Origin of the sequence: Clostridium sp. BJN0013 (genome assembly GCF_040939125.1) — a bacterium.
Lineage (GTDB): Bacteria > Bacillota > Clostridia > Clostridiales > Clostridiaceae > Clostridium_B.
The window spans coordinates 3,132,654-3,145,269 of sequence record NZ_CP162495.1 but is presented as its reverse complement, the minus strand read 5'-3'; the positions used below and the strand labels follow the sequence as shown (position 1 = coordinate 3,145,269).

15 protein-coding genes are annotated in these 12,616 nt (G+C 31.9%); 11 read left to right on the top strand and 4 right to left on the bottom strand.

Annotated features, from left to right (window positions below):
- From AB3K27_RS16320 to AB3K27_RS16280, 9 genes are all read left to right on the top strand, one after another.
- On the top strand, positions 1–714 hold the full coding sequence (locus AB3K27_RS16320; protein ID WP_368488432.1) for a distal tail protein Dit: 714 nt from the start codon (positions 1–3) through the stop codon (positions 712–714).
- Positions 714–1,928 carry a phage tail spike protein gene (locus AB3K27_RS16315; RefSeq protein WP_368488431.1) on the top strand — a complete coding sequence of 405 codons (1,215 nt, stop codon included), beginning with the start codon at positions 714–716 and terminating at the stop codon, positions 1,926–1,928. The genes AB3K27_RS16320 and AB3K27_RS16315 overlap by 1 nt, the downstream gene beginning before the upstream one ends.
- A 33-nt stretch (positions 1,929–1,961) precedes the next feature.
- Positions 1,962–2,408 (top strand): hypothetical protein, encoded by a 447-nt coding sequence (locus AB3K27_RS16310; protein ID WP_368488430.1) that lies wholly within the window; start codon positions 1,962–1,964, stop codon positions 2,406–2,408.
- A complete protein-coding gene (locus AB3K27_RS16305; protein WP_368488429.1) occupies positions 2,408–2,788 on the top strand; it encodes a hypothetical protein in 381 nt (126 codons plus the stop codon). Before AB3K27_RS16310 ends, AB3K27_RS16305 begins: the two co-directional genes overlap by 1 nt.
- Positions 2,788–4,953, top strand: a complete 2,166-nt coding sequence (locus tag AB3K27_RS16300; protein WP_368488428.1) for an SGNH/GDSL hydrolase family protein — start codon at positions 2,788–2,790, stop codon at positions 4,951–4,953. Before AB3K27_RS16305 ends, AB3K27_RS16300 begins: the two co-directional genes overlap by 1 nt.
- 175 nt (positions 4,954–5,128) lie before the next feature.
- Positions 5,129–5,392, top strand: a complete 264-nt coding sequence (locus tag AB3K27_RS16295) for a hypothetical protein (RefSeq protein ID WP_368488427.1) — start codon at positions 5,129–5,131, stop codon at positions 5,390–5,392.
- A gap of 92 nt (positions 5,393–5,484) precedes the next feature.
- The gene (locus AB3K27_RS16290; protein WP_368488426.1) at positions 5,485–5,778 is read left to right on the top strand and encodes a hypothetical protein; all 294 of its coding nucleotides are present in this window, start codon (positions 5,485–5,487) and stop codon (positions 5,776–5,778) included.
- Positions 5,779–5,798: 20 nt separating this feature from the next.
- A complete protein-coding gene (locus AB3K27_RS16285) occupies positions 5,799–6,560 on the top strand; it encodes an N-acetylmuramoyl-L-alanine amidase (protein WP_368488425.1) in 762 nt (253 codons plus the stop codon).
- A gap of 18 nt (positions 6,561–6,578) precedes the next feature.
- Positions 6,579–6,989, top strand: a complete 411-nt coding sequence (locus tag AB3K27_RS16280; protein ID WP_368488424.1) for a hypothetical protein — start codon at positions 6,579–6,581, stop codon at positions 6,987–6,989.
- A gap of 260 nt (positions 6,990–7,249) precedes the next feature.
- Here AB3K27_RS16280 and AB3K27_RS16275 read toward each other — a convergent pair whose 3' ends face one another.
- Positions 7,250–7,429: a hypothetical protein gene (locus tag AB3K27_RS16275; protein ID WP_368488423.1), complete on the bottom strand. Its 180-nt coding sequence runs from the start codon at positions 7,427–7,429 to the stop codon at positions 7,250–7,252.
- 1,020 nt (positions 7,430–8,449) lie between these two features.
- Here AB3K27_RS16275 and AB3K27_RS16270 point away from each other — a divergent pair.
- Positions 8,450–8,761: a hypothetical protein gene (locus AB3K27_RS16270; RefSeq protein WP_368488422.1), complete on the top strand. Its 312-nt coding sequence runs from the start codon at positions 8,450–8,452 to the stop codon at positions 8,759–8,761.
- Between the two features lie 135 nt (positions 8,762–8,896).
- On the opposite strand, the gene feoB is transcribed toward AB3K27_RS16270, so the two are convergent.
- Both feoB and AB3K27_RS16260 read right to left on the bottom strand, forming a co-directional pair.
- Positions 8,897–11,014 carry a ferrous iron transport protein B gene (feoB, locus tag AB3K27_RS16265; protein WP_368488421.1) on the bottom strand — a complete coding sequence of 706 codons (2,118 nt, stop codon included), beginning with the start codon at positions 11,012–11,014 and terminating at the stop codon, positions 8,897–8,899.
- A gap of 11 nt (positions 11,015–11,025) precedes the next feature.
- Positions 11,026–11,304 carry a ferrous iron transport protein A gene (locus tag AB3K27_RS16260; RefSeq protein WP_368488420.1) on the bottom strand — a complete coding sequence of 93 codons (279 nt, stop codon included), beginning with the start codon at positions 11,302–11,304 and terminating at the stop codon, positions 11,026–11,028.
- 268 nt (positions 11,305–11,572) lie between these two features.
- On the opposite strand from AB3K27_RS16260, the gene AB3K27_RS16255 reads away from it, so the two are divergent.
- Positions 11,573–11,977, top strand: a complete 405-nt coding sequence (locus AB3K27_RS16255; RefSeq protein WP_368488419.1) for a hypothetical protein — start codon at positions 11,573–11,575, stop codon at positions 11,975–11,977.
- A 241-nt stretch (positions 11,978–12,218) separates the two neighbouring features.
- On the opposite strand, the gene AB3K27_RS16250 is transcribed toward AB3K27_RS16255, so the two are convergent.
- Positions 12,219–12,521 carry a hypothetical protein gene (locus AB3K27_RS16250; RefSeq protein WP_368488418.1) on the bottom strand — a complete coding sequence of 101 codons (303 nt, stop codon included), beginning with the start codon at positions 12,519–12,521 and terminating at the stop codon, positions 12,219–12,221.
- Between the last annotated feature and the right edge of the window lie 95 nt (positions 12,522–12,616).

The following is a 12,616-nucleotide window of genomic DNA, read 5'->3' as shown; positions in this document are numbered from 1 at the left end:
ATGAGTGTAAGAGATGAAATGACATTTAATGGGAAACATTCCTATAAAGATTTTAATGTATGGCTCCAGGAGAAAAAAATTCAGCCTCCGGCCAAAGTAAAAATAAAAAAGACTATACCTTTTATGAATGGAACTTATGATTTTAGTACTGTTGGGAGTGATGGAGATCAAGTATACGGGGAAAGAAAAATACAAGTTAAAATAGGGCTACCCACTAAAAGTAAGGAAGAATTATATATAGTATACCAACTTTTACTTGAATGGTTAGAAGATACAGGAAGACAGGAATTAATGTTTGATAACATACCTGGCTTTTATTTTATTGCAGAAGTTGAAGAGGCTCCAGAATTTGAGGAAACTATAAGGATGGGTAATCTAACAATAAATTTTATAGCGCAGCCATTTAAAGTTAGTACCTCTTATATGGGTGATGATATATGGGATACATTCTGTTTCCTTACTGATTATACACAATACACAAATGAATTTACTATTAATGGTTCTACTACAGTAACCATGTATAACAATGGTAGACCTATAACTCCTACAATAAATTGTAGCTCGGCCATGACTTTAACCTGTAATGGTAATACCTATAATCTAAATGCCGGAGATAATAAAGTCTGGGGGTTGAAACTCCAAAACGGTAGGAATGATCTAGTATTTAATGGTAATGGTATAGCAAAAATAATATTTAGATGGGAGGTGCTATAGTGTATAAGATAACTTTAATAAATAATGGTTTAGAAACTATAGTACATTATCCGGACCCGGAAGCCCCAAAAGTTCTAGATCCACATTTAAATTTAAAAAGAAGTCTTGCTGGTAGCTTGGCTTTTTCTCTTCCCTGGAATAATCCAGGATACAATTTAACAACCAGATTTGTAACTAAGGTAAGATGTGTGGACTTAAGGGATGATAAAGAAATATTTAGTGGCAGAGTCTTTAGTACTAAACCAAGTATGACAGAAAATGAAGAATTTAAGAAAGACATTGTATGTGAAGGGAAAATGAATTATCTCCATGATACTATTGTGCAGAGCGCTATATATGAAGACAAAACTCCAGAAGAAGTTATAACTACTTTCTTAAATGACCACAATGTACAAGTTGAAGACTATAAGAAGGTTCAACCTGGGATTATAGATGTAGAGGACTGGCTGTTCTTTACTACAGACTTTGAAACAACTCTGGAGGCTATACAGAAATATTGTGTTGATGAAAATAAAGGTTTTTTGAGATTTAGGGCTGAGAATGGAATGAATTATCTGGATTATATGGCCAACCCTCCACAGGATAAAATTGCCGATATCTCCCTTGGTGAAAATCTAAAGAGCCTAACCATAGATGACAGCCAGGTGTTTGGTACAAGGATAGTCCCTGTGGGCGCAAATGGCCTTACGATAGAGAGAATAAATAATGGCAAGAACTATATTGAGGATTCTGCCGCAGTTGCAAAATACGGGATAATCTATAAAAAAGCAGACTACTCAGATATTGATGATGACGAACAATTAAAAACAGAATGTGAAGCGGATTTAAGCCAATACACACAACCCGCGGGAGCTCTTGACATATCCGCACTTGATTTAAGCACACTTACAAATACTTCTGTTGATAGTATAGATACTGCAACATCAGTTCACATTAAATGCCCGATTTTAGGTGTGGATGATACTTATAAGGTGGTAGAGCTAGATGCTGATTTAACTAAACCCTGGGACCCTAAACTAACTATAAGTAATAAACCTGCAAGCCTGACGGATACTATAGGGGATATACAGTCTAATAGCATAAACCGGATGGCTACTTATGGTGGTGTTCAATTAGGATATAAATATGGAATTAGAGTGGTTTCTCATGACAAGTCTGTGGAAATACTTCTAAACGGGCAGGAAGGTATTTTGATAACCAAAGACAGTATATAGAAGTTTTACCTAGACACTGACGGTAATCTAGTTATGGATGGAGTACAGAAGATAACTAAAAATGGCAAAATGATAATAACAAATACCTTTAACAATAAAGGTGGATTATTTGAGATCTTTGACAATAATGGCAATTTGAATGTGTCTGCTGGTTCTGAAAGCGGAAGCGCTGATAATACAGGGGGTACAATAAACCTCTACAATGATGATGTTTCTAAGCAAAGAGTTGACCTTGGGATAGTGAAAGATGGGGACTATGGGGCAATAAATTTGCATGATGCAAACAGGGTAAGAGCAGGTATATATGGAGATATGCCTGCTCTTTTTGGACCAGGAACATATATATGGGATGAATCTGGGGGGCTTATATCCTATTTGTCCTCTCAGGGCGGCATGGTAAATTATGAAGCAATAGCAACAAGAGACTGGGTAAAAGATTATGTAGCTGATCATATGCCAAGTACAGGAGGTGGAGTATAATGGCGGTTGATATAAGCCAAAGGACAAACCAAATTAGACATGCGGTATATGGTAAGGATGTAAGAGAAAATTTGGCAGGTGGAATTGAGGATATAGCAAATGATGTAAATAATTTTGAAGGTAATATAAATAATCAATGGAGTGTTTACAAACAAAATATGGATGCAAATGAATCCAACAGAGGAACAAATGAAAATAACAGGATAAGTAATGAAATTATAAGGCAGACAAATGAAGGAATCCGCCAAACTGTATACAATGATTTTAGGGATTTTGTTAATATTGCTCAGCAGATTAATAGGGTTCCTTACCTATTTGACGGTGGCTCATTTGGAGACCCTGGAAACTGGATATTAAGTATGGATGGAGATAGTTTTTAATGGCAGATAGTATCCAATTTAGAAGAGGATTAAGAAATGCGGTAAGTCCTTTACCTGTAGGTATGCCTGGGTATATTGAAGATGAACAACGACTTGTGATAGGTAATGGTGACGGAACAAATGCAGAGCTTCCTAATAAGCAGGACATAGATAATGTTAATTCACAAATGGCAGATAAAGCGCAAGATAGTGACGATAATAGAACTACAACAGATAAGACTGTGACAGGTGCTATTAATGAGTTAAATAATAATAAAGTTGAAAAAACAGATCTGGATTCAACTAATGCAGCAGTTGAATCTAAAGCTCCTCAGACGCAAGTTGATTCATTACAAGTGCAATTGAATACTTTAGTATTAGCCGCTGGTTCAGAAAGTGAAAGCTATGCAGAGATTGTACAGGCAAGAAATAATGAGGATACAATGAATGACAGAATTACAAAGATTGAAACGGGCGAAAGAATAGAATTCACTGGTTCGGCTATAGAATATGGCTATAGAAAAAGGATTCCGCTAAAATGGATTAGTGGACAGACGGTAAGTGGCACAACTGGCGCAATTACAACTTCTGCTTCAAATGTTCGTTCAGAACCGATATATATACCATATACCGATTGTTTTGTACTCAGTTCTGAAAGTGTATTGCGTAGTATATATTTTCATAAGTACCCTAATATAAATTGTAACGCCGCAGAATATCAAGGTAATAGTGGTTTTTATCTAACAAGTGATGGAGCGAGTGACTCAAGTATAACAGGAAAAACAGTACGGACAATAACACCAGGATATTATATTATAACTGGTTCTATTGATTTAAATACAGCGGCAGTAAAATTGTATTCCGGAAAAAGCACGATTTTTGATGATATTAACGCTTTAATCTCAGGTATACAATCTCAGATTACAAATGGTATTAACGGAGAATTATTGGACTCAAGAAAAGATACATTAGGTAATACTTATACAAAAGTAGGGGATATAATAAGAACTAACTCAGCTAATACAATAGAACTTGATGCGGTTTTAAATATAGGTTATAAAGCTGAAATAAAACCTATATGGAAAGCAAAAGGTTTGTATGAAGATACCGGAGCGGAAGTAACAGACGACGCAAATATATGCACCGACTTTTTATCATTTCCGTTCGTTGAACTTATGATGACTTACAATGTAAAAACAGTTGTAAAAATATTGAAATATACAACATCAAAGGTATTTGTTGGCATGGCAACAAACGCCTATGTGTATGGTGATGCTGGAACACCATTAAAAGTTACATTAGAAGTTGGGTATTTGTACCGTTTCAAGATGAACTCATCATACGATATTTCACAATTTCATATATATTGTGGCGTTTCTGATATAGAGAAAAGAATAAAATTACTTGAAACCAATCCAACAAAATTTTCCGATTGGAAAGATAAAAAATGGATATCCTATGGTGATTCTCATGTAAGTTCTGGTAATAACTTAGCGACAGGTACATGGCAACAACAAGTACATGATTATTTTGGATTCGCGGAACATTTAGGTTGCGGTGTTGGAGGTTCACCTGTCCAATGGACAGATACTACTTTCGGGTGGAATGATATACAACACCCTGCGGGATGGTGCTCGTGGGAAAGGATAAAGGCGCAAATGACTATGGCTGCTCCTGATTTAATTTTTATTATGGGTGGGTCAAATAGTTTTTCGCTTAATGGTGTTGATGCTCCAGAAGGAGATTTTACATGGAGTACAGCAAATACTACTGATGAAGAATGGATTTCAGACGGAAATGCAGGGGATTTTGGTTTAACAACATTCAAAGGTGCTTTATCTTCTGTGATTATTAAAATTCAAAAATTATACCCCAATGCTGTAATTGTCTTAGGCACTATGCCTAACGCTAGAGGCTCAAATGTGGATGGTTCTTATCCAAATTTAACTGCTACAGTAGTAAATGCCTTAGGATTTACTGAGAGGGATTATGCAAACTGGATGAAAGAAACTGCTGAATACTGGGGCGTTGAATTTGTAGATTTTTACGGAAAATGCCAAGCTAATGTATTTAATAGGGCTAATTATTCAACCGATTCAGTGCATTTTAACACTGACTTAGGTAAAAAAGCAATTAGCAGGGTTGCAATTGAAAGTCTATTATCTATAATGCCTTATCAAAGTTAATCCATAATATGAATAGATTCGTATTAACGAACAACTCAATGAATTAAACACTTTAAAGAATAGAGATTATGGTATTGCTTTTAAAAATATAAAAATTTCAAAAAAATCAATACAATTTTTTTTGATAAATGTCCACTAATAAGTTAAAATACAAAAGTATTAGGGGGCGAAAACTTTGGATTTACAAATAATATTTCAGTGGCACAAACTATTACATCTTATATTACCAATAATTATTATTCCTATATTTCAGAAACGAGTAGGATTATTGAAAATTTGTATTATTGTATTTATAACTGGTTTACTTAAAGAGATACGTGATATTGTAATCATAATGGACCCTCTATTAGAATCAGTAATAGATATGATTTCAAATATGATTGGTATACTACTAGGAATTATTACGGTTAAAATAAAAATGAACTTAGTTAATATTTAGTATGCAACAGAAAACTAATACAACATAACACATTAAGAGTTTTGGAGAAATCCAAAGCTCTTTTTTAATACGAAAAATCAAGGAGGCTAGGCATGGATGAAAACTGCAAAGATTGCCCTTATATCAAAAACTTAGATGATAGGGTAGATAAACTAGAAAATACAATGGAAGGGGTTGAAAAGGATATGTCTGAAATAAAGATAAGTCAGGGCAAAGCAGAAGAGAAGGTTATTACAATATTTAAGTCCTTACAAAAGATAGAAAGTAGCGTTGACAAAATTAAAGACTCTAAAAATAATTTTATAAAAGGAATAGCAAGTGGCGTAGCCGTTACGGTTATAGCTGCTTTTTATCGCAAGCATTTAAGGTATTTCACTGGTAAATAAAAATGAAAGGGAGTAATAACATGATAATCACTTACAATTTTGGTCATGGCACCGGGCAAGACAGGGGCGCATCTGGTTATAGGAATGAGGAGAAAGATTGCAGGGAATATGGAGCATTGGCCATAAAGAAATTACAGTCTCTAGGACATACTTGTTATGATTGTATACCAGCATCTAGTCCAGCCTTAACTTTAGGACAGAGCCTTGCCTATAGGGTAAATAAGGCTAATTCTATAGGCTCTCAATTACACTTGTGTATGCACGTTAATGCTTTCCAGACTGACAAAGCTACAGGATGTGAAGTAGAATATGCCAGTGGCGCAGGACAGGCTTATGCAGATAGAGTGTCATCTGAAATTTCTACAGCTTTGGGATTAACTAACAGAGGAGCTAAAAGTCAACCAGGTCTGTATGTATTGAAATATACAAACATGGTTGCGATTTTGGTTGAACCTTTATTCTGTGACACCAAGGCAGACTGTGACAAATATAATGCTGAAAAACTGGCAACAGCGATAGTAAAAGGGATTACTGGAATAGATACATCTGCACAAACTACTGAACCAATAGTGCAAACAGCTCCAACATATGAGGAAACTGTACCTGTTGGGTCAAATATTTGGCAAATACCTGGTATGAACTTCTATATTGAACAAAGAGCAGATGGAGATATGGCTATTCATTTGGATAGAGGAAATTATTTAACATTAAGGAAGGGTGGAGCACCAGAGGTACATTGGAATAACAACCAGGGAGCTGGCGGATCTAAGAGATTATTTTAATTTTAGGAGGTATATAACATGTTAGGAAAAGAATTAGCAAATATAATTACGAGTGGAATTTTAAGTATTTTAGGGGCGTTGGCCTCTTATTTTATTGCAGTTGGGGTTACTTATCTCAAGAAGAAAAAGGAAGCATTAATAACCCAATTAGGTATAGATAAATATAATGAAAATTATAAACTTGCAAAGGATATTTACTATATAGTGGAACAGCAGTTTAAATTCATCCCAGCAGCAGGGGAACAGAAGAGAAAAGAGTTCGACAAGCTTTTGGTAGAGAAAATTCCAGGAATATCTCAAGAAGAGTTGAATCATTTCAGGGAAGCCATTTGTGGTAAAATTAATACAGAAGTTAAGGATGCTAACATATTGGCTCCTGCATTTAATCCTAATATGGATAGCGCAGATGTGGTAAACAAAACAGCGTAGTAATGATTTCAAGCCTAGAGTAGTACAAAAAGCTATTCTAGGCTTTATTTTTTGTGCAATATCGTACACATATTTTTATTTGTTTGTATAAGATATCATACACGTTCTTATTTTTTTGTGTAATATCATATACATATTTTTATTTACTTGTTTAAAATAATAGACATTATGATATAATATATGTATAAGAAGCCGTTACGGTTTTTATAACATAAAATTTTTAGTTAACTAAAAATGCACTTAGTCCAATGGGTGCATTTTTAGTTTTTTGAGTTTTTATCTTCAGCAGTTATAGATATTTCATTTTCAGTCAATTTACCAATTGAAGACTTGCCTTTGATTATTAATCTATCTTTTAAATATGTTCCCGCAATAAGCATGGCTGTTATGCATGATGATGTAATACATATAGATATTACTATAATCACAGAATCACTCATATTGTCACCCCCTCTGTTGCTAATTAACCGTAACGACCTCTTTGAAAGAGATGAAACACTGGAGGGTGACTAACTAAAAACATATCCATTCTCTTAATGATATTATAGCATATATAGAAATTATTTCTATATACAAAAAAAGCTGACCAAAGGCCAGCTAAAAAATTTGAAAGAAATAACTATAATAATAGTATGCTTAAATTTAATTAAAATACAAGATATTTTTTTAAAAAACCTTTATAATAAAAGCCCTGGCAGCACCAGAGTTTTTATTATAGAAACATATTAAAACAATATTAAGGAGATAACATGAATATTTTCATGATATTAGTCATTATACCCAATTTATTATATTTAAAACAAAATAAAAGCTATTTACAATATATGTAAAGTAGTATATTATATATTTATGAGGATAATATTCCTAAAGTAATTTTTTACAACCTAACATAAGCTTAATTCTTCCCAATTTACACTCTAAATAGTAAATTCATTTAAAGCCTACCAAGGAATTACCTGGCAGGCTTTAAATGAATACATACAATAATGTAGGAACTCCAACTTTATTTTAGTTGGAGTTTTTATTTTAAAGTAGACAGTTTGTAAATAATTTGCTACAATACAGTAAGATAAATAGCGTATATTAATGTAGGAATTCAGATAATTAAATAGTATGGTAAAGAATAAATTTGCCATACTATTGCCATACTAAAATAAAAAACCGTATGTTTACACATTTTTATTTTATAAAACACATATTACTACAAACCTAGATACATCAAGGATTAGCCGAGATTTATTTGTATTTAATTTTACGTATTTTTACTACATGAATATAATACAGAACTCGGCTTATAGACTTACTTACCCATTGAAAACACTAGGCTTGTGGCTTGGTGTTTTTATTTTAATGTACTGATTAAAGACATAGTGTTTAGGTACATTTCATGATGCATGTGCAAGAAATAATTAAATTCAATGTAAAGGTACACTATAGGCTATATAAGGGGGATAAATGTAATGGAACAATATAAAAATCTAAATATATTAGAAAATGAAACTAATTCACAGGTTGACATAAAAAATGTATTTGTGGATACAAAGTTAATACTTAATACATGTGGGGGTGGGTTAAAAAAAGATAAAGGTATGTATACTATGACAATTTTTGATATTGCAGATAAAGTTAAAGATAAAATTTCTCATGAAGATGTATCTATACAATTAGATGGGTATAGCGGAAGTATAATAAAAATGAAAAATGTAAAGTTGAGTTATATTGAAAACGATGTTATATTGAAATCACAAAAATATATGAAAATAATTAGATAAAAATAAATTTAACATAATTGTTTAATAAATAAAGTTTTTAAAAAAATCATTATAAGAAAAAAGGATGCTAGTTTTCGTGGGTAGGCATCCTCTTTCCTGCTCAAGGTAATTATTGTCATTTGAATTTGTTTGAGTTTAACTTAAATTTAAAACTTTAAATATTGTAGTTGTTATAAAACACACAATAACTGCTATACTAGTTGGGATAAGTGCTGCCAGTGCTGTCCATTTTAAACTTCCTGTCTCTTTTTTTATAGTTAAAAGTGTGGTAGCACAGGGCCAGTGCAGTAAACTAAACAACATAGTATTAAGTGCAGTAAGATAAGTCCAACCGTGAGCTAGTAATATTTTTTTTAAAGATTCTATACTTTCAAATTCAATGAGAGAACCTGTGGATAAATAGCACATTAATAATACTGGCAGAACTATTTCATTGGCAGGTAATCCTAATATAAATGCCATCAATATAAATCCATCAAGGCCAATAAGCTTAGAAAAGGGATCTAGAAAAGTAGCAATATGACTTATCACGTTTAGGTCACCAATATATATATTACTAAGTATCCAAATTATAGCACCGGCTGGAGCAGCAATTACTATGGCTCTCCAGAGTACAAATATAGTTCTGTCAATTATGGAAGTGTATAAAACTCTGCCTATTTGAGGTATTCTATAAGGCGGAAGTTCCAAAGTAAAACTAGAAGGAACTCCTTTTAGTATAGTTTTAGACAGCATATAAGATACTAATAGAGTTATAAGTATACCGATAACAACTAATGCTGTTATAGCCACTGCGGGTAAAAAACTTGTACTATTACTGTTTTTAGCAACAAGGAATATACTAGATATAGCTATTAAAGTAGGAAATCTTCCATTACATGGAACTAAGTTGTTAGTTAAAATTGCTATAAGACGTTCCCTTGGAGATTCTATTATTCTACAGGATATTATACCTGCTGCATTGCATCCAAATCCCATACACATTGTTAAACATTGTTTACCATGAGCACAAGCTTTTTTAAATAGATGATCAAGATTAAAGGCTACTCGCGGCAGATATCCTAAATCTTCGAGTATTGTAAATAAAGGAAAGAATATTGCCATTGGAGGAAGCATTACAGATATAACCCAGGCTAGAGTTCGGTAAAGTCCAAGTATTAGAATTCCATGGAGCCATTGGGGAGCGTTTATATTGTTAAACCACAAGGTAAGTTTATCTTGTATGCTAAAGAGTATGTCTGCTATTATAGAAGAAGGTATATTAGCTCCAGCAATAGTAATCCAAAATACTATTGCTAAAGTTAAAAGCATTAGTGGAATACCAAAAATTTTTGAGGTAATGTAGTTATCAATCAACCGATCTTTATTGATTTTAGCTTTATTTTCTTTTATATATTTATAACTTATTTCCTCTGCTTTTTTGTAGATATCATTTGAAATATCATCTCTTATAGTTATCTTATCATCATATGTAGTAGACGAATTTACTTTTTCTAATAGTTCTTTTAAAGATTTGCTATTTATATTATTAGAGATAAAGTCTGCTAATTTTGTATCACCATCGATAAATCTTAAGGCAAGCCATCTTGAGTTTGTATAACTTATGTTGTTCTCAATTAAAGGTTGTATAGATTTAATCTTTTCTTCAATATAATCTTCATATATTATTATTTTAGGTATTGGTGTAATCTTACATGTAATAACTTTATAAACTGTTTCTTTTAATTCTTCTATACCTATACCGCTTCTAGCAGCACATAAAACTACAGGAATACCTAATTCCTGTTCTATTCCTTTAGCATCAATAATAATATTTTTCTTTTTTGCTTCGTCGATAAGGTTAATGCACAGAACTACATTATCAGTAATTTCCATTATTTGATAAACAAGATTTAGGTTTCTTTCAAGACAGGTTGCATCTGTAACTACTATTACTGCATCAGAATTACCAAAGCATATAAAATCTCTCGCTACTTCTTCCTCTGTAGAAGATGCAAAAAGTGAATAGGTTCCAGGAAGATCTACTAATATATTCTCTTTACCGTTATGTGTAAATTCTCCTCTTGCATTTACAACTGTTTTTCCTGGCCAGTTGCCAGTATGTTGATGGAGTCCTGTAAGTGCATTAAAAACTGTACTTTTACCGGTATTGGGGTTGCCAGCAAGAGCAATAACATATTGACCTTCCTTTTTTTCAATTTTGAATAAGTCTGATAAGGAATTATTTTGGGTAGATTGAAATGTTAGACCCATTATAGACCTCCCTATATAATATTTGTCCTGATTTTAGAAGATAATCTGTTTTCGTATGAATTTGTCCTTGAATTTACTAAAATCAAGGATGACTCTTCATTTCTAAGCGCTATCATTGCACCTCTAATGTTATAAACGGTAGGATCGCCAGAGGGACCTTTTCTTACTACTTCTATCGTTGCACCTTTAGTTAAACCCAATGCAAGCATTCTTTCTCTTAACATTCCAGTAGATAATAAATTATCAATTGTAACATAACTTCCTATGGGTACATTATTAAGTTTCAGCATAAAATATCCTCCTAAAAATTAAGTTTAATGTATTATTTGAAATTAATTGAAGATTTTTTGAATTTAATAGCCATGAAATTTGGTGTGTATTTGATTTTGTTGCATGTGGCTAATTTTGTTTCCTAAAGCTAACTTTAATAATAATGTATGCTGGTAGTTTTGAAATTGTTACATAATAGAATAAAAAATTTTTAATAAAGAGTTAATTCTAGCATATATTTTATTAAAAGTATTTTTATATTTATAAAGTTTAAGGAGGATGGAATTTATGAGAGAACAATTGCTAAGTATATTGGTTCAATTTATTTTAGGTGTAGTTGGAATAATAGCAGCATATGTGCTTAAGAAAATTTCGGATGCTTTGGAACTACAAAAGCAATCAACTATAGCAAAAAAAGGAGCATATAATTATAATCATGCTCTTAGCATTGCAAAAGGCATGTATTATGTATTAGAAGAGGAATTTAGTTCCGTAAAAAAAGCAGGAAAGAAGAAAAAGGATGAAATGGAAAAAAGACTATTACAGGTAATACCGGGGCTTACACAAAATGAATTAGATTCTATAAATAAAGAGGTATGTAATAGTGTTGAACAAATAGGTGCTCAAATATTAGATAGTGTGGAAACAACACCGACCAGTGCAGAAGATGTATTAAAGGATGGAGAGATTTAAAAGATTTAGCGGAATATAAAATTTCATCTAAGTCTGAGAATAATTTAAGTTTAATTATATAATGTATACTTAAGAATTTAAATTTAGTGAATAGAACATAACAAATTATGCAAATAATAAAAGAGCAAAGATGCTCTTTTATTTATTTGCATAATAAATTTTGTTATTCATAAAAGTAGAAAGATTATATATTTTTCGATATTTTTAAGTATGAATCAATAAGTTAATTATATTTTAGGCTTTATAGTTCTTTATTTTCAATATCTACTTTAAGATTTTCTTCTACATATATGCTATCTAAATCTACTTTTTGCTCTCTAATAAAAAATTCAGCTAGTCTATGTATTGTGGTATCCCCGTACATAGGCACATTTTCCTCACTTTCCAAAATATATTTTATATTTTGGGTAACAGGATTTATAAATTTTTTGATTCCCCAAAGTTTACAATAATTTGTAGAATGCTTATCTTGTTTTATAGATATGCTTTTAGTGTTATTGTCATACTCAAAAGTATGCTCTTCATCTGATATTTTAATTTTCATAATTATTTCTCCTTTCAGGTTTTCATATACTTATTGCATAATAAATATTAAAGAAAGTCAATACATTTTAACTTATTATAAAGAAAATTTTTAAA

What these genes read in the sequence shown, in the direction of transcription:
- AB3K27_RS16320 (WP_368488432.1), top strand. Translation starts at nt 1, where the DNA reads ATGAGTGTAAGAGATGAAATGACATTTAATGGGAAACATTCCTATAAA.
- AB3K27_RS16310 (WP_368488430.1), top strand. Translation starts at nt 1,962, where the DNA reads ATGGATGGAGTACAGAAGATAACTAAAAATGGCAAAATGATAATAACA.
- AB3K27_RS16305 (WP_368488429.1), top strand. Translation starts at nt 2,408, where the DNA reads ATGGCGGTTGATATAAGCCAAAGGACAAACCAAATTAGACATGCGGTA.
- AB3K27_RS16300 (WP_368488428.1), top strand. Translation starts at nt 2,788, where the DNA reads ATGGCAGATAGTATCCAATTTAGAAGAGGATTAAGAAATGCGGTAAGT.
- AB3K27_RS16290 (WP_368488426.1), top strand. Translation starts at nt 5,485, where the DNA reads ATGGATGAAAACTGCAAAGATTGCCCTTATATCAAAAACTTAGATGAT.
- AB3K27_RS16285 (WP_368488425.1), top strand. Translation starts at nt 5,799, where the DNA reads ATGATAATCACTTACAATTTTGGTCATGGCACCGGGCAAGACAGGGGC.
- AB3K27_RS16280 (WP_368488424.1), top strand. Translation starts at nt 6,579, where the DNA reads ATGTTAGGAAAAGAATTAGCAAATATAATTACGAGTGGAATTTTAAGT.
- AB3K27_RS16275 (WP_368488423.1), bottom strand. Translation starts at nt 7,429, where the DNA reads ATGAGTGATTCTGTGATTATAGTAATATCTATATGTATTACATCATCA.
- AB3K27_RS16270 (WP_368488422.1), top strand. Translation starts at nt 8,450, where the DNA reads ATGGAACAATATAAAAATCTAAATATATTAGAAAATGAAACTAATTCA.
- feoB (WP_368488421.1), bottom strand. Translation starts at nt 11,014, where the DNA reads ATGGGTCTAACATTTCAATCTACCCAAAATAATTCCTTATCAGACTTA.
- AB3K27_RS16260 (WP_368488420.1), bottom strand. Translation starts at nt 11,304, where the DNA reads ATGCTGAAACTTAATAATGTACCCATAGGAAGTTATGTTACAATTGAT.
- AB3K27_RS16255 (WP_368488419.1), top strand. Translation starts at nt 11,573, where the DNA reads ATGAGAGAACAATTGCTAAGTATATTGGTTCAATTTATTTTAGGTGTA.
- AB3K27_RS16250 (WP_368488418.1), bottom strand. Translation starts at nt 12,521, where the DNA reads ATGAAAATTAAAATATCAGATGAAGAGCATACTTTTGAGTATGACAAT.